The sequence below is a fragment of the Streptosporangium sp. NPDC053982 genome (assembly GCF_055585205.1).
In genome coordinates this window covers 278,410-298,832 of the sequence record NZ_JBVJKQ010000007.1, presented here as the reverse complement: position 1 = coordinate 298,832, position 20,423 = coordinate 278,410, and the positions used below count along the sequence as shown (strand labels likewise).

The following is a 20,423-nucleotide window of genomic DNA, read 5'->3' as shown; positions in this document are numbered from 1 at the left end:
CCCTTCCGGCCCGGCCCCCACGCGGGGGCCGGGCCGGACGCGTCCGGAGGGTTCCCGGGCGGATCGCACGCCGGACGCCGTCAGCGGGCGGGCACGCGGGCGAACCACACGCCGGCCACGGCGCACAGCACGGCCGGCAGCAGGAGCGCGGCCGCCGGGCCCGCCGGGGAGCCGAGGCCGGTGAGGGCTCCCATGGCGGCGACGCCGAAGGTCGCCCCGGTCTGGCGGACGGCGTTGAGCACGCCTCCCGCGGATCCGGCCGTGCCCTCGGGGGCCGCGCCGACGACCGCGGAGGCCAGGGCCGGCAGGACGAACGACACCCCGAATCCGGTGAGCAGCAGTCCGGGGGCGAGCACGCCGTACCCGGCGCCGGTCCAGGCGGCCCAGCCGAGCACCGCGCCGCCGGCGGCCAGCAGCGCCGCGCCCGCCGTGATGGGCGCCCGCGGGCCGCGGCGGGCCGTGATGCGGCCGGTCAGCGGCGGGTTGAGCGCGAACGGCAGGGTCAGCGGCAGGAACGCCAGGCCGCTGGCGACCGGGCCCAGGTGGTGGTCGTGGCGCAGCAGCAGAGGCAGCACGAACAGGTCGCCGGTGAGGGCGAAGTTCACCGCGGCGCCCACCGCCAGGCCGGTCCGCACCCCCCGGCCGCGCAGCAGCGCCGGGTCGAGGACCGGCGCGGGGCTGCGCCGCTCCCGCAGGACGAACGCGGCCCCGGCGAGCACGGCGGCCGCCGCGGAGACCGCCACGCGGGCCCAGGACGCGGAGCCGGCGGCGATCAGCGCGTCGGTCAGCAGCGCCAGGGTGGCGCAGGCCGCGAGCTGCGCCGTCCAGTCGACGCGCCGCTCGCCGCGCGGGCAGGCCACCGCGCGTCCGGCGGTCGTGGCGAGCACCAGCAGCGCGAGCGGGACGTTGATCAGGAAGATCGCCCGCCAGCCCGCCAGCTCGACCAGGGCGCCGCCGGCGATCGGGCCCGCGGCGACCGCGGCCCCGCTGACGGCCGCCCAGGTCGCCACGGCGCGGGCGCGCCGGGCCGGTTCCGGGTACAGCCGCGCGATCATCGCCATCGAGGCGGGCACGCAGGCCGCCGCCGCGGCGCCGAGCACCGCGCGCACCCCGGCCAGCGCCCACAGCGCCGGCGCGAAGGCGCACAGCAGCGAGCCCAGGCCGAAGACCGCGACCCCGGCGCGGAAGACGCGGTGCGCGCCGTGGCGGTCGGCGACCGCGCCGGCCGTCAGCAGCAGGGAGCCGAAGACGACGGTGTAACCGGTGGTCGCCCACTGCAGGCCGGCGACCGAGGTGCGCAGCGAGACGGCCAGGTCCGGCTCGGCGACCGACAGCACGGTCATGTCGAGGAGCACCATGAAGTACCCGAGCGAGATTCCCAGGAGCGCGAGCGGGCGCCCGGCCCGGCCGACGGGCCCGGCGTGTCCGGGGTGGCCGGCCCGGCTGGGGTGTCCGGCCCGGCTGGGGTGTCCGGCGTGTTCGGCGCGTCCCGAATGCTCGGTCCGGGTGGCGTGTCCGGTCCGGCCGGTGTGGCCGTCCGGCCGCGTCGCGGCACCGTAGCCGCCGGGGGAAGGGGATTCGGCTGTGGTCATGGGGACCAACTGTCCGGTTCCCGGCTTCCCGCCTCCACCGGCCCGTCCGTACACTCCGTTCGGGAATTCCGAACGGAACGGGTGATCGGGGGGCGGCGTGGAGCTGCGCCAGTTGCGGACCTTCGAGGCGGTGATCCGCGGCGGCACGGTGACCGACGCGGCCAACGAGCTGGGGCTGGCGCCCTCCACCGTCTCCGAGCAGATCCGCGCGCTGGAGAGGTCGCTGGGCGTGGCGCTGTTCGAGCGGACGGCGCGGGGGATGCGGCCGACCGGCGCGGGTGAGCGGATGCTGGACTGGGCCCGGCGGCTGCTGGACGCCGCCGAGCAGGCGCGCCGCGAGGTGGCCGGGCTGCCGGGGGTGCTGCGGCTGGGCGCGCTGGAGACCATCGCCGCCACGCTCGTCCCCCGGGTGCTGGCCCGGCTCGCCGGGCGCCGCCCCGGCCTGGCCGTGGAGGTCGCCCCGTCGGTGAGCCGGGACGAGCTGCTCGACGGGGTCGCCGCCGGACGGCTGGAGGCGGCGCTGCTGCTGGACACCGGGGAGGCGCTGGGCGACCTCGGCTTCCCGCCGCCCGCCGGGCCCCTGACGTTCCTCGACCTCGACCCCGTCCCCCTCGTCCTGGTCGCCGCGCCCGGTCACCGGCTGGCCGGCCGCTCCCCCGTCCTGCCCGGCGACCTGGACGGTGAGCGGCTGCTGGTCAACGTGCCGGCCTGCTCCTTCCGGATGGCCGCCGACCGGATCCTCGGGCCGGGCCCGGAGCGGGTCCGGGCCGGCGGGGTCGCGGTGATGCGGGCCTGGGCGGAGCGGGGGCTGGGGATCGCGCTGCTGCCGGAGTTCGCCGTGGCGGAGGCGCTCCGGTCGGGCGCGCTGACCCGGCTCGGCCTGGCCGCCCCGGACCTGCGGCTGCGGCTGGTCTGGCGCGGCGACCGGGAGGACCTTCCCGGCCTGCGCGACGTGCTGTACGCCGCCGTGGCCTGACCGCTTCGCCGTACCGTGAGGCGGTGGGCCGGCCGGCGACGGAGCCTGACGGGATGTCAGGGGTCGACCGGGTGACTCCTGGCCTCTCATCGACGACCGACGACCGCCGACGTCGTCCGGACGGCGGGGACGGGGGCGGTGCCCCTCCCGGCCGGTCAGATGGTCCTGGCCAGGGCGCGGGAGATGCCCAGGGCGGCGGCCTTGACGACGGGGGCCAGGCGGGTGGGCTGGAACCGGGCCAGGGGGACGGAGACGGACAGGGCGGCGACCGCCATGCCGTCGCCGAACACGGGGGCGGCGATGCAGGCTCCGCCGAGCTGGGCCTCCTCGCGTTCGTAGGCCAGGCCCGCCGCCTGGATCTGGCCGATGGTCTCCTCAAGGCGCTGCGGGTCCACGATCGAGTGGGGGGTCAGGCGGCGCAGGGGGCGGCCGAGGACCTCCTCGATCAGGTCGGGGCCGGAGTAGGCCAGCAGGGCCTTGCCGATCCCGGTGCAGGTCAGAGGGAGCCTGCCGCCGACGCGGGAGGGCAGGGCGAAGGTCTCCTGGCCGCGGATCTTCTCGACGTAGACGACGTCCAGCCCGTCGCGCACGCCCAGGTGCACGGTCTCGTGGGTGGCCTCGTAGAGGTCGTGCATGAAAGGCAGCGCCGCGTGTCTCAGATCCCGCTCGAGGGGCACGATGCAACCGAGTTCGAAGAGGCGGCGGCCGAGGTAGTAGCCGTCCTCGCGGCGGGCCACCGCGCCGATCCCGGTGAGCTCGGTGAGCAGCCGGAAGGCGGTGGTCTTGGGCAGATGGCAGCGTTCGGCGACGTCGGCCAGCCGGAGGGGGCCTCCCGTGGGGCGGAACGAGTCGAGCACGAGCCAGGATTTCTCCAGGACCGAGAGGCGGTCGGGGTTCCGTGTCACGGAACGCATTGTTGCCGATGAACCGCCTTCACCTCTATACCCGTATCCAGTGACCAAGAGGGGTCCTACCCTGAGGAGAAGTCTTGTCTGACCAGGTGACCCACTTCATCGGTGGGGTGCCGGTCGCCGAGGGCGCGACGTTCGCCACGTACGACCCGGTGACCGGCCGGCCGGTCCGCCGGGTCCACGAGGCGGACCGGGCCGTCGTCGACCGGGCGGTCGCCGCCGCCCGCGCGGCCCTGCCGGGATGGGCGGCGCTGCCGGTGGCGGAACGGGCCGCCTGGATGCGCCGTCTCGCCGACGCGATCGAGGAGCGGTTCGAGGAACTGGTGGCCGCGGAGATCGCCGACACCGGCAAGTCGATCACGCAGACCCGCACGCTGGACATCCCGCGGGGGGCGGCCAACTTCCGGTCCTTCGCCGAGATCGCGGCCCAGCGCCCGGAGAGCGCGTTCCACCTGCGGGACGTGCTGAGTTACACGGTGCGCAGGCCGCTGGGCGTGGTGGCGGTGATCGTGCCGTGGAACCTGCCGTTCCTGCTGGCGACCTGGAAGATCGGCCCCTCGCTCGTGGCGGGCAACACCATCGTGGTCAAGCCCTCCGAGCACACGCCGGGCTCGGTCGCGGTGCTGGCGGAGATCGCCGCCTCGGCCGGGCTGCCGCCCGGCGTCCTCAACGTCGTGCACGGGTTCGGCGGCGGCTCCACCGGCCAGTTCCTGGTGGAGCACCCCGGTGTGGACGCGGTCACCTTCACCGGCGAGAGCCGTACCGGGTCGACGATCATGAAGAGCGTGGCGGACCGGGTCAAGCCGGTCTCGTTCGAGCTGGGCGGCAAGAACGCCGGGCTGGTCTTCGCCGACGCCGATCTGGACGCGGCCGTCGAGGGAAGTGTGCGCTCGGTCTTCACCAACGGCGGCCAGGTCTGCCTGTGCACGGAGCGGCTCTACGTGGAGCGGCCCGTCTTCGAGGAGTTCACGGCGAGGCTGGCCGAGCGGGCGGGACGGCTGAGGTTCGGGCGTCCCGCCGACGAGGACACCACGATGATGCCGATGATCTCGGCCGAGCACCGGGACAAGGTGCTCTCCTACTACGAACTGGCCAGGGCCGAGGGAGCCGAGATCCGGGCGGGAGGCGGCGTGCCGCGCTTCGGCGACGACCGCGACGGCGGCTACCACGTCGAGCCGACCGTGCTGACCGGGCTCCCGCGCGACTCCCGGGTGAACCGGGAGGAGATCTTCGGCCCGGTCTGCCACATCGCGCCGTTCGACACCGAGGCCGAGGCCGTCGAGCTGGCCAACGACAGCGAGTACGGCCTGGCGGCGACGGTCTGGACCTCCGGCCTGGACCGGGCCCACCGGGTCGCCCGGTCGCTGGAGGCCGGACTGGTCTGGGTCAACACCTGGTACCTGAGGGACCTGCGCACCCCGTTCGGCGGGGTGAAGCTGTCGGGCATCGGCCGCGAGGGCGGCACGCACTCGCTGGACTTCTACTCCGAACCCACCACGATCACGATCAAGCTGGAGCCGGGACATGCCTGAGTTGAGCGAGGCCGCCGACGTGCTCGTCGAGGCGGCCGACCGGCTGCTGGAGGCGGTGCGGAGCGGCAGACCCTGCCCGCCGGTGCGGGAGACGCTGCCGGGCCGGACCGCCGAGACCGGCTACGCCGTACAGGAGATCAACACCAGGCGGGCGCTGCACGACGGACGGCGGCTGGTCGGGCGGAAGGTCGGCCTGACCTCCCAGGCGGTCCAGCGCCAGCTCGGCGTGGACCAGCCGGACTTCGGCATGCTCTTCGCGGACATGGCCTTCCTCGACGGCCTGCCCATTCCGACCGGCCGTTTCCTGCAGCCCAGGGCCGAGGCGGAGATCGCACTGGTCCTCAAGAGCGACCTGGTGGGCGGCCCCTTCACGGTGGCCGAGGTGATCCGGGCGGTCGACTTCGTGCTGCCCGCGATCGAGATCGTGGACAGCCGGATCGCGGGGTGGGACATCACGCTCGTGGACACCATCGCCGACAACGCCTCCAGCGGCGCCTTCGTCCTGGGCGGCACGCCCGTCCCGCTCACCGGCCTGGACCTGCGCCTGGCCGGGATGACCATGAGCCGGCGCGGTCAGGAGGTGTCCACCGGCGCGGGCGCGGCCTGCATGGGGCATCCGCTCAACGCCGCCGTCTGGCTGGCCGGCGCGCTGGGCGGCAGGGACTTCCCGCTGCGCGCCGGGGACATCGTGCTCACCGGCGCGCTCGGCCCGATGGTGGCCGTCGAGCCCGGCGACGTGTTCGAGGCCGTCATCGACGGCCTCGGCTCGGTGCGGGCGGTCTTCTCGTGACCCACGACGAGCCCGGCCGGGGCACCCGGCGGATCAAGATCGCGATCATCGGCTCCGGGAACATCGGCACCGACCTGATGTTCAAGGCACTGCTGTCCGAGCGGGTCGAGGTCGTCGCCATGGCGGGGATCGACCCCGGCTCCGACGGCCTCGCCCGCGCCCGCCGGCGCGGGGTGGCGACCACCCACGAGGGGGTCGAGGGCCTGGTCGGACTGCCCGGGTTCGCCGGCGTGGACGTCGTCCTCGACGCCACCTCGGCGAAGGCGCACCTCCACAACGACCGGGTGCTCGGCGAGCACGGCAAGCGGGTCATCGACCTGACTCCCGCCGCCGTCGGGCCCTACGTGGTGCCTCCGGTCAACCTGGACGCCCATCTCGCCGAGCGGAACCTCAACATGGTCACCTGCGGCGGGCAGGCGACGATCCCGATCGTGGCGGCGGTGGCCTCGCAGACCCCCGTCCGGTACGCCGAGATCGTCGCCTCGATCGCCTCCAGGTCGGCCGGCCCCGGCACCCGCGCCAACATCGACGAGTTCACCGAGACGACCTCCCGGGCGATCGAGGAGGTCGGCGGGGCCGCCAGGGGGAAGGCGATCATCGTCCTCAACCCGGCCGAGCCGCCGCTGATCATGCGCGACACGGTCTACTGCCTGGTCGGCGACTGCGACGAGGCCGCCGTGGCGGGAGCCGTACGGGCCATGGTGGAGAAGGTCCGCGACTACGTGCCCGGCTACCGGCTCAAGCAGGACGTGCAGTTCGAGAGGATTCCGGAGGGCGAGCCGCTGCCCGACGGGGGGCGGGGCGGGGGGACCAAGGTGAGCGTCTTCCTGGAGGTGGAGGGTGCGGCCCACTACCTGCCCGCCTACGCGGGGAACCTGGACATCATGACGTCGGCCGCGCTGCGCACCGCCGAGCGGCTGGCCGAATCGCCGGGCCGTAGCGGACGGACCGCGGACACGGGGGTGGGCGCGTGAGGCTCTACGTCCAGGACGTGACGTTGCGGGACGGCATGCACGCCGTCCGGCACCGCTACACCACGGCCCAGGCCGCCGAGATCGCCGCCGCGCTGGACGCCGCCGGTGTGGCGGCCATCGAGATCGCCCACGGCGACGGCCTCGCGGGGGGCAGCTTCAACTACGGCGCGGGCGCGCACACCGACGACGAGTGGATCGAGGCGGTCGCGGGAGCCGTACGGCGGGCGCGGCTGACGACGCTGCTGCTGCCCGGCATCGGCACCATCCACGACCTCAGGCGGGCCCACGCGCTCGGCGTGACCTCGGTCCGGGTCGCCACCCACTGCACCGAGGCCGACATCTCCGCCCAGCACATCGCCACCGCGCGTGAGCTCGGCATGGACGTCGCCGGCTTCCTGATGATGTCCCACATGGCGCCGGCCGACGAGCTGGCGCGGCAGGCCAGGCTCATGGAGTCGTACGGCGCGCAGTGCGTCTACGTGACCGACTCCGGCGGCCGGCTGACCATGGACGGGGTCCGGGACCGGGTCCGCGCCTACCGCTCGGTGCTCGACGAGGGCACCGAGATCGGCATCCACGCCCACCACAACCTGGGACTGGGCGTGGCGAACTCGGTCGTGGCCGTGGAGAACGGCGCCTGCCGGGTGGACGCCTCCCTGGCCGGGATGGGCGCGGGCGCGGGCAACTGCCCGATCGAGGTGTTCGTCGCGGTGGCCGGCCTGATGGGCTGGGAACACGGCTGTGACCTGCACGCCCTGATGGACGCGGCCGACGACCTGATCAGGCCGCTGCAGGACCGGCCGGTCCGGGTGGACCGGGAGACGTTGACGCTGGGCTACGCCGGGGTCTACTCCAGCTTCCTGCGGCACGCCGAGGCGGCGTCGGCGCGCTACGGGGTCGACACCCGGACCATCCTGACCGAGGCGGGCCGCCGCCGGATGGTCGGCGGCCAGGAGGACATGATCGTGGACATCGCACTGGACCTGGCACGCGCGGAGGGGACCTCATGAGGCAGACGTTCGGCTCCGGCCGCGGGGAGGGCTCCGAGGCCGGTGTACCCGGCTCCGCGTCCGGGGTTCCCGGCTCCGCGTCCGGCGTTCCCGCTGTTCCCGGCTCCGTCAGGGAGGAGGAGACCCCGTGACCGACATCCACAGGCTCGCCGCCGTACTGGACGAGGCCGCCCGCACCGCCCGCGCGGTGCCGCAGCCCGAACAGGGCTACGACGTGGCCGCCGCCTACCAGGTCCAGGAGGAGCTGCTCCGGCTCCGGCTGGAGCGGGGCGACCGGCTGGCGGGGGTGAAGCTGGGCTTCACCAGCGAGGGCAAGCGCCGCCAGATGGGCGTGCATGACGTGATCTTCGGTCGTGTTCCGGAGTCGTCGGCCATCCTTGACGGCTCATACGCCGATATATCGAGCTACATCCATCCCCGTGTCGAGCCGGAGGTCGTCTACCTGATCGGCCGCCGCATCGCCACGGTCGCCGACGCCCTCGCGCCCGGCGCCGTCGCCGCGGTCGCCCCCGGCATCGAGGTCATCGACTCGCGCTACGAGGACTTCCGGTTCTCCCTGCCGGACGTGATCGCCGACAACACCTCGGCCGCCGGATACGTGGTCGGCCCGTGGCAGCCCTACGATCCCGCCCGCTGGAACCTCGGCGTCGTCTTCGAGATCGACGGCCGTCCCGTCCGGACCGGCTCCACCGGCGCCATCCTGGGAGACCCGCGCCGGGCCGTCGCGGAGGCCGCGCGCCTCGCCGGAGCGAACGGGGTGGTCATGGAGCCCGGGTGGATCCTGCTCGCCGGCGCCGCCACGCCCGCCGAGCCGCTGGCCCCCGGAGCCCATGTCAGAGCGGAGATCCAGCACCTGGGTTCGGTCTCCTTCACCGCGTCCGGGGGGCGGCCGTGACCGATGGGCTCGTCGTCCGGGGAAAGGCCACCCCGCGCGGAAGGTTCCCGCACGTCAAGCGGGCCGGAGACTTCCTCTACGTGTCCGGCACCAGCTCCCGCAGGCCGGACGACACGATCGCCGGGGCCGCGGCCGACGAGTCCGGCACGGTCACACTCGACATCGCCGAGCAGACCCGGGCCGTGATAGAGAACATCGGTGACATTCTCAAGGCGGCCGGGGCCGACCTGAGCGACCTCGTCCAGATCACCGCCTACCTGGTGAACATGGACGACTTCGGCGGCTACAACGCGGTCTACGCGGAGTACTTCGACGAGGCCGGTCCGACCCGCACCACCGTGGCCGTCCACCAGCTGCCCCACCCCCATCTGCTCATCGAGATTCAGGCCGTGGCCCATCGGCCGGAGGAGCGACAGTGATCCCCCCCATCGACTTCGGCAAGTGGATCGACGAGCACGCCCACCTGCTCAGGCCGCCGGTCGGCAACAAAATCATCTTCGAGGGCTCCAGCGACCTCATCGTGATGGTCGTCGGCGGCCCGAACGCGCGGACCGACTTCCACGTCGACCCGTACGAGGAGCTCTTCTACCAGGTCCGCGGCAACATGCACATCAACGTCATGACACCCGAGGGGCCGGACACCGTCCACGTCCGCGAGGGCCAGATGTGGCTGCTCCCGCCGAACATGCCGCACTCGCCGCAGCGTCCCGAGGAGGGGTCGGTCGGCTTCCTGGTGGAGCGGATCAGACCGGAGGGCGTGCTGGAGAAGTTCCGGTGGTACTGCCAGGAGTGCAACGCCGTGGTCCACGAGGTCGAGCTCCAGGTCCGTGACATCGTGGCCGACCTGCCGCCGATCTTCCAGGCCTTCTACGACGACGAGAGGGCCCGCACCTGCGACGACTGCGGCGCGCTGCACCCGGGCAGGGGATGACCCTTGATCATCGACGTCCACACGCACCACGTCCCCAGGGGCTGGCCGGACCTCGGCTGGCCGGGGGCGCCCCGGCTCCGGGTGGAGTCCGAGCGGGAGGCCATGATCCTGCTCGGCGACCGGGAGTTCCGGCGGATCCGGGACGACTGCTGGAACCCCTCGGCCCGCCTGGAGCAGATGGACGCCGACGGGGTGGACGTCCAGGTCGTCTCGCCGACACCGGTGTTCTTCTCCTACGAACGCCCGGCGGCGCAGGCCGCGGGGGTCGCCAGGGTCTTCAACGACCTGGCTCTGGAGATCTGCGCGTCCGAGCGGCTGGTGCCGTTCTGCCAGGTGCCGCTCCAGGACCCCGACCTGGCCTGCGCCGAGCTGGACCGCTGCCTGGCCGCCGGGCACGCGGGCGTCGAGATCGGCAACCACGTCGGCGACCGTGACCTCGACGACGAGGGGATCGTCCAGTTCCTCCAGCACTGCGCGGCGGTGGGCGCGCCCGTCTTCGTCCACCCGTGGGACATGCCGGACGGTCCCCGGCTGCGGCGCTGGATGGCCCAGTGGCTGGTCGGCATGCCCGCCGAGACGCACCTGTCGGTGCTCGCCCTGATCCTGGGCGGCGTGTTCGACCGGGTGCCGGACTCCCTGAGGATGTGCTTCGCGCACGGCGGCGGCTCGTTCGCCTTCTGGCTCGGCCGCTTCGAGAACGCCTGGCACCGCCGTAACGACCTCGTCGGGGTCTCGGAGTTCCCGCCCTCCGCCTACCTGGAGCGCTTCAGCGTGGACTCGGTGGTGTTCGACGAGCGGGCACTGCGGCTGCTGGTGGACACGATGGGCGAGGACCGCGTCATGCTCGGCTCCGACTTCCCCTACCCGCTGGGCGAGTCACCGGCGGGATCGCTGATCCGGGGGGCCGGGTTCCTCTCCGACGGCGCCCGCGCCAAGCTGCTCGGCGGCAACGCCGCCCGGTTCCTCGGCCGGTGACCCCGTGCCGCCGCACCGGGTGACGATACGGTCCCCGCCCGGCGGGTCCGGCGCCGTCCGGCCCGCCATGCCGGGTGGAGGTTCCGCGTCCCGGAACATCCCGATGCTCTGACCTTCGCCGATGCCGGATGATGGAGAGGCTGGTAAGCACCTGACCGGGAGATGATTCGTGACCATCAGCCGTGCGGACTGCGTCGCCCTCGACGCGGACGACCCCCTCAAGCACCTCAAGGACGAGTTCGTCCTGCCCGACGGGACGATCTACCTGGTCGGGAACTCGCTCGGCGCCATGCCCCGTGCGGCCGTGGCCGCCACGGCGCGTGTCGTGGAGGAGGAGTGGGGCCGGCGACTGGTCGGCGGCTGGAACTCCGCCGGCTGGTTCGACCTGCCGCTGACCACCGGCGACCGCCTGGCCCCGCTGATCGGCGCGGGTCCCGGACAGGTGGTGGTGGGCGAGAGCACCTCGATCGCCATCGTCAAGGCGGTCTCGGCCGCCCTGGGCCTCCGCTCCGGCCGCCGGGTGATCGTCTCCGACCTGGCCAACTTCCCGACCGACCGCTACATGGTCGAGGGCCTCGTCAAGACGCTGGGCGGCTACGAGGTGCGCGACATCGGGGTCCTCGACGAGGCGCTGGGCGACGACGTCGCCTGCGTGCTGATGTCGGAGGTGGACTACCGGACCGGAGAGCGCCACGACACCGCCGCGGTGACCGCGAAGGTCCAGGCGGCGGGCGCGTTGATGATCTGGGACCTGTGCCACAGCGCCGGCGCCTTCCGGGTCGACATGTCGGCGGCCGACTTCGCGGTCGGCTGCACCTACAAGTACCTCAACGCCGGCCCGGGGGCTCCCGCGTTCATCTACGTCAACCCGCGGCACCACGACCGGGCCGAGCACATGCTGACCGGCTGGCACGGCCACGCGGCGCCGTTCGCGTTCGAGCCGGGCTACCGTCCCGCGGAGGGCGTCCGGCGCTTCGCGGTGAGCACCCCGCACGTGCTGTCCTACGCCCCGCTCAACGCGTCGCTGGACATCTGGGAGCGGGTGGACCTGGAGCGGGTCCGGGCCAAGAGCGTGGCCCTGACGTCGCTCTTCATCGACCTGGCCGAGGAGCTCCGCGCGCCGTACGGGCTCGAGCTGGTCACCCCCCGGGACCCGGAGCGCCGCGGCAGCCAGGTCAGCCTCCGCCATCCCGACGGTTACCCGGTCATGCGCGCGCTGATCGACCGCGGCGTCCACGGGGACTTCCGCGCCCCCGACATCCTGCGCTTCGGCTTCGCCCCGCTCTACATCGGTTTCGCCGACGTCTACGACGCGGTCGCCACGCTGGCCGAGGTGCTGGAGAAGGAGCACTGGCGCGACGAGCGGTACCGGCGGCGCCTGGCCGTCACCTGAGCCGGCGTTCCGTGAGATGGAACCCTTCCTGTTCCATCTCACGGAACGGAGCGTGGCCGGCGGGGGACGGAACCGAAAGCCTGAGGGTGTTCCTCCCTTTCCTGTGAAAGGTCGCGCCATGCGCCACTTCCTCCGGCATGCCCTGATCACCTCCGGCGTCGCGGGTCTCGTCCTCGCCTCCGGTACGGCGGTGCGGGCAGCGGCCCCCGACGATCCGAACATCCCCTCCGTCTGCGGTGACCGCCGCCCGGCCGACCCCCAGGCCGGCACGTACGGCATGCAGCTCGACGGCACCTTCCGGCACCCCTCCCTGGCCCCGGCGGGCGAGGAGCGCTTCTCCTTCCCCGGCGGCGCCCAGGACCTGTTCGGGAAGACCGAGGGCTACGACCCGAAGTCCTACCTGGAGGGCCCGATCAAGCTGGAGGCCGCCTACCGGGGCGCCGGGTTCACCCCGGACTACTTCCACAGCTGGCAGAACATCGTCGACTTCGACGGCCGCCGCTACCTGTTCCAGTACGACCGGAGCGAGGGCCGCGTCTACGACGTGACCGACGTCAGGAAGGTCAAGATCGTCGAGTCGCTCAGCCGCAACGACATCAAGGCCGAGTACGGTGAGAACGTCGAGCTCAAGGACGGCAAGGACTGGAAGGCCCACGACTACTGGGGCGCCTCCACCATCCAGTGGAACACCAGGCTCGGCGCCTACGTCATGGTCCAGAGCTTCGAGCAGAAGCGCCAGGTCGGCGAGCTGGGCGACTCGGTGGAGCACTCCAAGTTCCACAACGCCGAGGGCGTCGGAAAGCTCCGTGAGACCACGAGCTTCAAGGGCTTCAAGGTCTACCGGCTCGACGGCCCGCGCAAGAGGGACTGGAGGCTGCTGGCCACCGTCACCACCGACGGCTCGGTGACCGACCCGCTGAACGCGCCGGTCGACGGGCCACAGCAGGGCTCGGGCTCACTGGACGTGCCGTACTGGACGGGCGGCAGGTACATGTTCGTCGCCGCCGCGCCGCTGGACACCTGGAGCAACACCGAGGTGCCCACCTACCTGTACTCGGCCGGCTACCAGGCCTACGACATGTCCGACCCGGCCAGGCCGAAGAAGATCGGTGAGTGGCACCGGAAGGGCCAGGTCGCCGGCGAGTCCGCCGACTACGCCAGGAACCCGCGCTGCGGCAACCAGACCTCCTGGATGGGCGCCCGCATGCCGCTGTTCATCCCCGAGCCGGTCGAGGAGGGCGGCAGGTACGGCTTCGCGGCCCTGGGCGGTTACGGCCTGTCGGTGCTGGACATCTCCGACCCGGCCAAGATGACCGAGGTCTCCCACCTGGACCTGCCCATGTCGGTCGGCGGCACCGAGGCGGACAACGTGGACGTCTCCCAGTTCGAGAGAACCGGCATGATCTACGTCTCCGGCTACCCGCTGGGCGAGGACTGCCACGAGCCTTACAAGGACATCTTCCAGATCGACGTCCGCGACCCGGCCAAGCCCCGCATCGTCGGCGCCCTGCCCCGGCCCGAGCCCGCCGCGGCGGCCCCGTTCGGCGACTACTGCCAGCGCGGCGGCAGCTTCGGCCCCAAGCGCTCGGGCTATTACACCTCGCCCGGCGAGCCCAGGCAGGGCCTGCTGCCGTACGCGTTCTACAACGCGGGCGTGCAGTTCTTCGACACCCGCGACCCGAAGCACCCGAAGATCGCCGCGCAGTTCGTCCCGGCGGGCTTCGCCAAGGGCGTGCCCGGCTACGCCCTTGGCAACCAGACCCACGGCGTCTACGTCGAATGGGACCGCAAGATCGCCTGGGTCTTCACCAACGACGGCATCTACGCGATCTCCTCGAAGAAGCTGCTCGGCACCCCCAACCTGGGCAGGCCGGCCAAGCCGTTCCGCACCAGCGCCCGGTGACGCCCCACCCGGCCGGGGCGCCTCCGTTCCCGGCCGGGTGACCCCGGGGACTCCCCCGGACGCGCGGAACGAGCGCGCCCGCAAGGCGCTTCGCGTCGTCCGGCGCCCAGGGAGCCCCCGTTCCACACCGGTCGCCTCGGCGGTCACGGCCGGCGTGCCCTGCCCGGCGGCGGATCAGCCGGTGACGGAGGCGGCGCCGGAGGCGATGTCCACGCCCGCCGCGCGGCGGGTCTCCTCGTCCTCCAGCATGATGTACGGGTCGTTCATCTCCACCCAGCCCAGGCCGGGCGGGCAGCGGTCGTAGCCGAGGAGCCGCCTGACCTCCTCGGGGTAGGCCAGCACCTTCTCCCGGGGCACCGCGAGATACTGGTTCTCCTCCTGGCGGAGGTTGCCCAGGTCCAGCGAGATGGTCATGCCGGTGCGCGGCACGGTGGTGACGTTGCGGCCGCCGCCGTGGTAGACGCCGCCCAGCCAGATGAGGCACGACCCGGCCGGCATCTCGGTGGGGATGGCCTCCGCGGCCTTCGGCGCGCGCTCGTCGTCCCAGTGGTGACTGCCCGGGATGACCAGGGTGCCGCCGTTGTCGGCGGTGAACTCGCTCATCGCGAGCATCATCTGCACCCGGCTGGCCGGGCCCGGGTGCGAGCGCAGGTGCAGCGCGTCGTCGCGGTGCAGGGGCTGCTTGCCCTGACCCTGGTGGATCTGGATCAGCTGCGTGGCGCTGATCTGGATGGTGGGGATCATCTCCTGCCGGGACCTGCCGATCCACATGGGGATCGGCCGCTGCATGATGGCCCGGGCCGCCCCCAGGTAGAGGCGCTGGGTCACCACCGGCGTCAGGCGCGTGGTCCGGGCGAACAGCGAGGACACCCGCCTGGTCCGCAGGCCGTCGTACCAGTTGTCGCTGTAGTCGTGGGACTCCAGGCACGGACCGAGGTCGTCCCACAGCCCGGCGAGGGTCTCCTGGTCGACGAAGTCCTCGACGACGACGGCCCCGTCCCGTTCCAGGATCTCGACGACGTCGTCGAGATCGGCGTCCGGCCTCACCCTGATCAGGCCAGCCATGGTGAACCGCCTTTCTCCGCGATCCTTCTCCGCGATCCTTCTCCGTGCTCGTTCCGTGCTCGTTCGGTGCTCGTTCGGTGCTCGTTCCCGTCCCCGGTACGGCCGGCGGGCGCCCGGCCCGCCGGCCCGTGCCCGCCGTACGGCACTCCCCCGGCCTCGCGGCGGGCGGCCGTACGGCGGGCCGGTCCCTCAGCGCAGCTCGACGTCGCTCCGGGCGACGGCGCCGACGAACTCGCCGCGCGACAGCGCCGCGGCCACCAGCTCGATGTCGTCGGACATGTAGCGGTCGTGGCTCAGCGTCGGCACCAGCGACCGCACCGCGTCGTAGGTCGCCTTGCCCGCCGGGCTGAGCCGGTCGTAGCGGCCGGACACGTCCACCGCCTGCGCCGCGGCGAGGAACTCCACCGCGAGGATCCTGGTGTTGTTCTGCATGACCCGCCGCGCGTTGCGGGTGGCGATCAGGCCCATGCTGACGACGTCCTGGTTGTCGCCGTTGGACGGCACGCTCTGGGTGCTGGCCGGGCCGATGGTGCGGTTCTCGGCGACCAGCGCGGTCGCCGGGTACTGGGCGCCGGCGAACCCGCTGTTGAGGCCGGGGTCGCCCGCGACGAGGAACTCCGGCAGGCCGTTGCTGAGGTGCCGGTTGAGCAGCCGGTTGGTGCGGCGCTCGGAGAAGACGCCCAGCTGGGTGAGGGCGATGGTGAGGAAGTCCATCGCGAAGGCGACCGGCTGGCCGTGGAAGTTGGCCCCGTGGAAGACCTCCTGGCCTTCGAAGACCAGCGGGTTGTCGTTGGAGGAGTTCAGCTCGGTCTCCAGGACGTCCGTCACGTGGTACAGCGTGTCGCGGACCGCGCCGACGACCTGCGGGATGGCGCGCAGCGTGTACGCCTTCTGCAGGTAGACCTCGGTACGGTGCACACCGCCGTCCGCGTCCTCGCCCGAGTCGCGCCGGGCGGCCTCGCGGGCCTTCAGGGCGCGCAGGCGGTCGGGGTCGGCGCTGAGCGCGCGGCGCAGGTCGCTGTGCTCGACGGCCAGCTCGCTGCCGTGCAGCAGGGTCCGCATGTTCGCGGCGCTGTCGATCTGGCCCCGGTGCGGGCGGGCGATGTCGTGCCCCTCGGCGCCGAACGGGCTGGTCGAGCTCTGCAGGACCTCGCAGATCAGGGCGGTGACGATCTCGGCCTGGCGGATCTGGTCCATGGCTCGTCCGGCCAGCAGGCAGCCCACGCCGGTCATCGCGGAGGTCCCGTTGATCAGCGCGAGCCCCTCCTTGAACCGCAGCTGCAGCGGCTCGATGCCGAACTCCCGCAGGACCCGCGCGGTCTCGACGCGGCGTCCCTCGCGCAGGACGTAGCCCTCGCCGATGAGGGTGGAGGCGACGTGCGCGAGCGGGGCCAGGTCGCCGCTCGCGCCGAGGGAGCCGATCTCCGGGATGGCGGGGGTGATGCCCAGGTTGAGGTAGAGCGCGAGGCGCTCCAGCAGTTCGGGGCGCACCGCCGAGTAGCCCTTGGACAGGGCGTTCAGCCGGGCCGCGACGACCGCCCTCGCCTCGTCCTGGGCGAAGGTCGGGCCGACGCCCGCGCTGTGGCTGCGGACCAGGTTGGTCTGCAGTTCCACCTCCTTGTCGGTGCCGACCAGCATGTAGATCATCTCGCCGTAGCCGGTGGTCACCCCGTACACGGGGATGCCCTGCTGGATGATGTCCTCGAACATGCGGCGGTTGGCGGCCGCCTTGGACAGCGTCTCGGAGGAGACGACGCAGGCGGCGCCGTCCTCGGCGACCTGCCGCACGGCGGCGATGTCCAGGGTCTCGCCATCGAAGTCGACCGACGTTTGGGTCTCGACCAGAGTCAAGTTTCTCACCTCGCCAGAGAGGGGCTAACGGCTTCAGCGGGTACGGCTTGCGCGTCGACCGGAGCGGCCGTGCGTGCGCGGGACGTCGGGTCGCGACGTGAATTCCCCCACGGCAGCGAATTACGGCCGAAAATAGCGGTCGATGTTCCGCGTGGAACGACGTCGGCCGAATTCCGGCGCGAATGCCGGGGAGCATGGGCGGTGTCGTCGCCGGCGGCTCCCGCGGCATACGGGATATGCGCGGTCCTCACCACGACATCGTCACGTCCGGGCGTCACCCGGTGCATCTTCTGGCGTGCTGGCCACCGGGCACGCCGCCCGCCGCGCGGTGCCGCGCCCCCTCCTGCCTGGTCATTCGATGATGCGCCATCCCGGAGGCGCAGGCGCGCGGAACGGATGACAGGAAGCGGCAACCGGAGGACAACATGTTGCATCCGTCGCGTCTTGCCATCGGGTCCCGCCGGACGCACAGTTTCCGCATGAGAGAAAACCAGCGCATTATTGAATCGCTTCAGAAGTCCCGTAACGGGACGACGTGGGACTAGAAGAATGAGCTGCGTCCCGGCCGCCGTCCTTCTGCGCGGCGGCGGGCGGAAAACGACGCGGCGGCTTCGCCGGCGGCGACGCTGCGTTCCCCGCGGGCGCCCGGCGCCGCGCGCGACGCGGCGGCGCACAACGCGGCGGCGCACGAAGAACCGCGGGGACCGGCCGTGACGGCCGGATCCCCGCGGTCGGGACGAAAGGGCGGGGAAGGTTACCGGCTCACCCGGGTCTCGGTGCCCGCCAGCACGTTGCCCGGGTCGGTGGCGACCAGGACGAACGACGCCCCCGAGGGGTCGGCGTACACGTTGAAGTTCGCCGAGCTGTCGCCCAGGTGGAACGACGCCTTCCCGCTGCAGTCGCTCTTGATGCTGTAGGAGAGCGTGATCGGGGTGTGGTCGTTCACCAGGGCGTCCTTCACCACGAAGGTGGCGATGCCGGTACCGCCGCCCTTGCCGTCGAAGTAGTCGAGGCCGCCCGTGGAGATCGGGATGCTCTCGCCACCCGGGGGCACCGACGTGCCGTTGGCGCCGAAGATGTAGTGCCCCTTCAGCGTGGCGTTGCTGCACCGGATCGTCGACTCGCCGGGCGCGGCATCGGCGTTGGTGGGGCCGACGAACGGGAGGATGCCCGCGGTGGCCAGGGCGCCGGCCGAGACGAGGACGGCGATGCTCTTGCGCGGGCCGATCCTGGAGATGAGTGATCGGGGCATGGGGCGCTCCACTTCTGGATGTCCGGGGGCGTGAAAGGCTCAGGCGCGCTGGAAACACTGGCATCGTTCGCAGACCGGCGCTTCTTCTTCCTTGCGGTCATGGCGCTTTGTTTCCGGCCGTGATGGCGGCGCCCCCGAGCAGGTCAGTGGGCGGTGAAGAAGGCTTCCAGGATGGGGGCGAAGACCGCCGGGTCCACGGCGTGGCTCTGGCCCTCCAGGGTGAGGTGCCGGGCCCCCGGCAGGACGGCGGCGAGCGCCCGCGCGCCGGTGCGCAGGTAGTCCCTGCTCCGGCCGCCGTCCGCGACGAGGACGGGGGCGGTGACGCAGCTCCACCTGTCGGCCGGCAGCGGCCTGCCCGCCATGGTGGTCCTCATGACCGCGCCGTCGTAGGCGAGGGTGTGGGCCACGGCCTCGAACGCCCGCCAGCCGGCCGTGCTCCGGCTGCGGGCGACGGCCTCGGCGGGCACGCCCGCGGCGCGGGTCATGAAGAACTCCACGGCCTCGCCCCGCCGCCCCCGGGCCACCAGCCCGTCGAGCCTGGTCACGTAGTCGTCGGGCAGCGGCGGGCGGGTGGCGTCCACGACGAACGGCGGCTCGTACAGCGCCAGCCTCGCGATGCCGGGCAGCCGGCGGGCCGCGTCGAGGGCGATGACCGCGCCGGAGGAGAACCCGCACACGAACACCGATCCGCCCGCCTCCGCGATGACGGCCTCCAGGTCCTCGACCTCCCGGGCGACCGCGTAGGGGGCGGTGTCGCCGCTGTCGCCCCGCCCCCGGCGGTCGTAGCGGTAGACGGTGAAGCGCGGGGCGAGCAGCTCGGCCAGCCGTTCCGAGACCGGGTCGAGCGACCGGTGGTGCAGCGCCCCGCTCACCAGGACGATCGGCGGCCCCTCACCGCGGCGGTCGAACGCGATGTCGGTGCCGTCGCTGGAGGTCACGTACCGCATGGGATCGATCGCCTTCGGCGGAGTCAGCGGGAGCCCGGCCGGGCCGGGGGGATGTTGTGGTTGAGGCGGAAGAAGTTGTCGGGGTCGTAGTCCCGCTTCACCTCCCGCAGCCGCCGGTGGTCGTCCGGCGTGTACGCCGTCTCGGCCCTGGTGGTGTCGCCCAGGAAGTTCAGGAACGTCCGGTCGCCGGAGTGCGGGCGCAGCACCCGCGAGACCTGCGGGTCGCAGGCGTCCAGGACGACCGACAGTTGCGCCGTACGGTGGCCCACCGGCCCCGCGCCGGGCCCGGGGTCGCTCATCGCGCCGCCCCAGTGGCGGACCTCCACCATGGTGACGGGCGAGTCGGGCCGCACGACGACGGCCGCCACCGCCTCGATCACCTCGTCGGGCAGGGTCTCCAGGAGGTTGAAGTCGCGGGGCGCGATGCCGCCCATCTCGGCCTGGGCGAACGTCGTGGTCCGCAGCTGGTCCAGCAGCACCGTCCCGGCCGTGTCGGTCAGGGGGCGCAGCGCGGCGCGGGCCTCCTCGGCCTCGCCCGCGTACATGACGCGCAGGCCCAGGACCCACCTGTCGCGCAGCGGCGCGGGGGTCTCCGGGGCGTCGGCGAACCGGGCCAGCAGGATCGAGGTGCTCAGCTCGCGCGGGGCGTCGGCCATCCAGTCGCGGTAGCGGGTCAGTGTCTCGGCGGCCCGGTCGGCCGTGAAGTAGACGACGCCGGCGTGGACGCGGGGAACGGGGTGGAGCCGGAACTCCAGGGAGGTCACCACGCCGAAGTTGGCGCCGCCGCCGCGCAGCGCCCAGAACAGGCCGGGATCGCTGTCGGGGCTCGCCGTCACCAGCCGGCCGTCGGCCGTGACCATCTCGGCGCGCAGCACGCTGTCGGAGGCGAAGCCGTACGGGCGGGCCAGCCAGCCGATGCCGCCGCCGAGGGTGTAACCGGTCACGCCGACCGTCTGGTGCGAGCCGGCGAGCGGCGCGAGGCCGTACGGCTCGGCGGCGGCGATCACCTCCGCCCACGTGGCGCCGGGGCCGACGCGGGCGGTCCGGCGGTCCGGGTCGACCAGGACGGAGTCCATCCTGCCGGTTCTGAGGAGGAGGCCGCCGTCGGAGGCGACATAGGTGCCGTGCCCGGTGGCCTGGACGGCGAAGGGCAGGCCGTGCTCGCGCGCGGTGAGGATCGCGGTCCGCACGTCGGCGGGGCCGGTCGCCTCGGCGATCAGCGCCGGCCGCGGGTCGATGTCGGCGTTGGGGGCCTCGCGCTGCTCGTCGTATCCGGGCTCTCCGGGCAGGATGACCGCTCCGCCGAACTCCTCACCCAGGCGGCGTGCGGCTTCGGGACCGCCGGCCACGGCGTCGCCGGCCCGGTACGGCCGGCTCTGGACCTGCTGGCTCATCTCGAACCCTTTCGTCTCTCGTGTGCGGAGCG

At 72.9% G+C, this 20,423-nt stretch carries 18 protein-coding genes; 11 read left to right on the top strand and 7 right to left on the bottom strand.

The window, feature by feature from the left end:
* Positions 1-80 precede the first annotated feature (80 nt).
* A complete protein-coding gene (locus tag ACZ6W9_RS14900; protein WP_470118138.1) occupies positions 81-1,592 on the bottom strand; it encodes an MFS transporter in 1,512 nt (503 codons plus the stop codon).
* Between the two features lie 97 nt (positions 1,593-1,689).
* Between ACZ6W9_RS14900 and ACZ6W9_RS14895 the strand changes: the two genes are divergently transcribed.
* Positions 1,690-2,568, top strand: a complete 879-nt coding sequence (locus ACZ6W9_RS14895) for a LysR family transcriptional regulator (protein ID WP_470118136.1) — start codon at positions 1,690-1,692, stop codon at positions 2,566-2,568.
* A 155-nt stretch (positions 2,569-2,723) separates the two neighbouring features.
* On the opposite strand, the gene ACZ6W9_RS14890 is transcribed toward ACZ6W9_RS14895, so the two are convergent.
* A complete protein-coding gene (locus tag ACZ6W9_RS14890; protein ID WP_389963337.1) occupies positions 2,724-3,482 on the bottom strand; it encodes an IclR family transcriptional regulator in 759 nt (252 codons plus the stop codon).
* A 74-nt stretch (positions 3,483-3,556) separates the two neighbouring features.
* Here ACZ6W9_RS14890 and ACZ6W9_RS14885 point away from each other — a divergent pair, with 74 nt between their 5' ends.
* The 10 genes from ACZ6W9_RS14885 (at position 3,557) to ACZ6W9_RS14840 (ending at position 13,882) form a co-directional block, all read left to right on the top strand.
* Positions 3,557-5,011 carry a 2-hydroxymuconic semialdehyde dehydrogenase gene (locus tag ACZ6W9_RS14885; RefSeq protein ID WP_470118134.1) on the top strand — a complete coding sequence of 485 codons (1,455 nt, stop codon included), beginning with the start codon at positions 3,557-3,559 and terminating at the stop codon, positions 5,009-5,011.
* Complete coding sequence (locus tag ACZ6W9_RS14880) at positions 5,004-5,801, top strand: 2-keto-4-pentenoate hydratase (RefSeq protein WP_389963331.1); 798 nt, start codon at positions 5,004-5,006, stop codon at positions 5,799-5,801. Before ACZ6W9_RS14885 ends, ACZ6W9_RS14880 begins: the two co-directional genes overlap by 8 nt.
* Positions 5,798-6,775: an acetaldehyde dehydrogenase (acetylating) gene (locus ACZ6W9_RS14875; protein ID WP_389963328.1), complete on the top strand. Its 978-nt coding sequence runs from the start codon at positions 5,798-5,800 to the stop codon at positions 6,773-6,775. Before ACZ6W9_RS14880 ends, ACZ6W9_RS14875 begins: the two co-directional genes overlap by 4 nt.
* Positions 6,772-7,785, top strand: a complete 1,014-nt coding sequence (gene dmpG, locus ACZ6W9_RS14870; protein ID WP_470118132.1) for a 4-hydroxy-2-oxovalerate aldolase — start codon at positions 6,772-6,774, stop codon at positions 7,783-7,785. Before ACZ6W9_RS14875 ends, dmpG begins: the two co-directional genes overlap by 4 nt.
* A gap of 127 nt (positions 7,786-7,912) precedes the next feature.
* The gene (locus ACZ6W9_RS14865; RefSeq protein ID WP_389963325.1) at positions 7,913-8,680 is read left to right on the top strand and encodes a 2-keto-4-pentenoate hydratase; all 768 of its coding nucleotides are present in this window, start codon (positions 7,913-7,915) and stop codon (positions 8,678-8,680) included.
* Positions 8,677-9,099, top strand: a complete 423-nt coding sequence (locus ACZ6W9_RS14860; RefSeq protein ID WP_389963322.1) for a RidA family protein — start codon at positions 8,677-8,679, stop codon at positions 9,097-9,099. The genes ACZ6W9_RS14865 and ACZ6W9_RS14860 overlap by 4 nt, the downstream gene beginning before the upstream one ends.
* Positions 9,096-9,611: a 3-hydroxyanthranilate 3,4-dioxygenase gene (locus ACZ6W9_RS14855; RefSeq protein WP_389963319.1), complete on the top strand. Its 516-nt coding sequence runs from the start codon at positions 9,096-9,098 to the stop codon at positions 9,609-9,611. The genes ACZ6W9_RS14860 and ACZ6W9_RS14855 overlap by 4 nt, the downstream gene beginning before the upstream one ends.
* Before the next feature lie 3 nt (positions 9,612-9,614).
* Complete coding sequence (locus tag ACZ6W9_RS14850) at positions 9,615-10,586, top strand: amidohydrolase family protein (RefSeq protein WP_470118130.1); 972 nt, start codon at positions 9,615-9,617, stop codon at positions 10,584-10,586.
* A 169-nt stretch (positions 10,587-10,755) separates the two neighbouring features.
* Entirely contained in the window at positions 10,756-11,979 is a 1,224-nt protein-coding gene (gene kynU, locus ACZ6W9_RS14845; protein ID WP_470118129.1) for a kynureninase, read from the top strand.
* Between the two features lie 118 nt (positions 11,980-12,097).
* The gene (locus ACZ6W9_RS14840; protein ID WP_470118128.1) at positions 12,098-13,882 is read left to right on the top strand and encodes an LVIVD repeat-containing protein; all 1,785 of its coding nucleotides are present in this window, start codon (positions 12,098-12,100) and stop codon (positions 13,880-13,882) included.
* A gap of 174 nt (positions 13,883-14,056) precedes the next feature.
* On the opposite strand, the gene ACZ6W9_RS14835 is transcribed toward ACZ6W9_RS14840, so the two are convergent.
* From ACZ6W9_RS14835 to ACZ6W9_RS14815, 5 genes are all read right to left on the bottom strand, one after another.
* Positions 14,057-14,947 carry a phytanoyl-CoA dioxygenase family protein gene (locus tag ACZ6W9_RS14835; protein ID WP_389963307.1) on the bottom strand — a complete coding sequence of 297 codons (891 nt, stop codon included), beginning with the start codon at positions 14,945-14,947 and terminating at the stop codon, positions 14,057-14,059.
* A gap of 189 nt (positions 14,948-15,136) precedes the next feature.
* Entirely contained in the window at positions 15,137-16,798 is a 1,662-nt protein-coding gene (gene cmdF / locus ACZ6W9_RS14830) for a tyrosine 2,3-aminomutase (RefSeq protein WP_389963304.1), read from the bottom strand.
* A gap of 754 nt (positions 16,799-17,552) precedes the next feature.
* The gene (locus tag ACZ6W9_RS14825) at positions 17,553-18,050 is read right to left on the bottom strand and encodes a hypothetical protein (protein WP_389963301.1); all 498 of its coding nucleotides are present in this window, start codon (positions 18,048-18,050) and stop codon (positions 17,553-17,555) included.
* A 143-nt stretch (positions 18,051-18,193) separates the two neighbouring features.
* Positions 18,194-18,997 carry an alpha/beta fold hydrolase gene (locus tag ACZ6W9_RS14820; RefSeq protein WP_470118126.1) on the bottom strand — a complete coding sequence of 268 codons (804 nt, stop codon included), beginning with the start codon at positions 18,995-18,997 and terminating at the stop codon, positions 18,194-18,196.
* Between the two features lie 23 nt (positions 18,998-19,020).
* Positions 19,021-20,391 (bottom strand): FAD-binding oxidoreductase, encoded by a 1,371-nt coding sequence (locus ACZ6W9_RS14815; RefSeq protein ID WP_470118124.1) that lies wholly within the window; start codon positions 20,389-20,391, stop codon positions 19,021-19,023.
* Between the last annotated feature and the right edge of the window lie 32 nt (positions 20,392-20,423).

What these genes read in the sequence shown, in the direction of transcription:
- ACZ6W9_RS14840 (WP_470118128.1), top strand. Translation starts at nt 12,098, where the DNA reads ATGCGCCACTTCCTCCGGCATGCCCTGATCACCTCCGGCGTCGCGGGT.
- ACZ6W9_RS14835 (WP_389963307.1), bottom strand. Translation starts at nt 14,947, where the DNA reads ATGGCTGGCCTGATCAGGGTGAGGCCGGACGCCGATCTCGACGACGTC.
- ACZ6W9_RS14890 (WP_389963337.1), bottom strand. Translation starts at nt 3,482, where the DNA reads ATGCGTTCCGTGACACGGAACCCCGACCGCCTCTCGGTCCTGGAGAAA.
- ACZ6W9_RS14820 (WP_470118126.1), bottom strand. Translation starts at nt 18,997, where the DNA reads ATGCGGTACGTGACCTCCAGCGACGGCACCGACATCGCGTTCGACCGC.
- ACZ6W9_RS14825 (WP_389963301.1), bottom strand. Translation starts at nt 18,050, where the DNA reads ATGCCCCGATCACTCATCTCCAGGATCGGCCCGCGCAAGAGCATCGCC.
- ACZ6W9_RS14880 (WP_389963331.1), top strand. Translation starts at nt 5,004, where the DNA reads ATGCCTGAGTTGAGCGAGGCCGCCGACGTGCTCGTCGAGGCGGCCGAC.
- ACZ6W9_RS14815 (WP_470118124.1), bottom strand. Translation starts at nt 20,391, where the DNA reads ATGAGCCAGCAGGTCCAGAGCCGGCCGTACCGGGCCGGCGACGCCGTG.
- ACZ6W9_RS14900 (WP_470118138.1), bottom strand. Translation starts at nt 1,592, where the DNA reads ATGACCACAGCCGAATCCCCTTCCCCCGGCGGCTACGGTGCCGCGACG.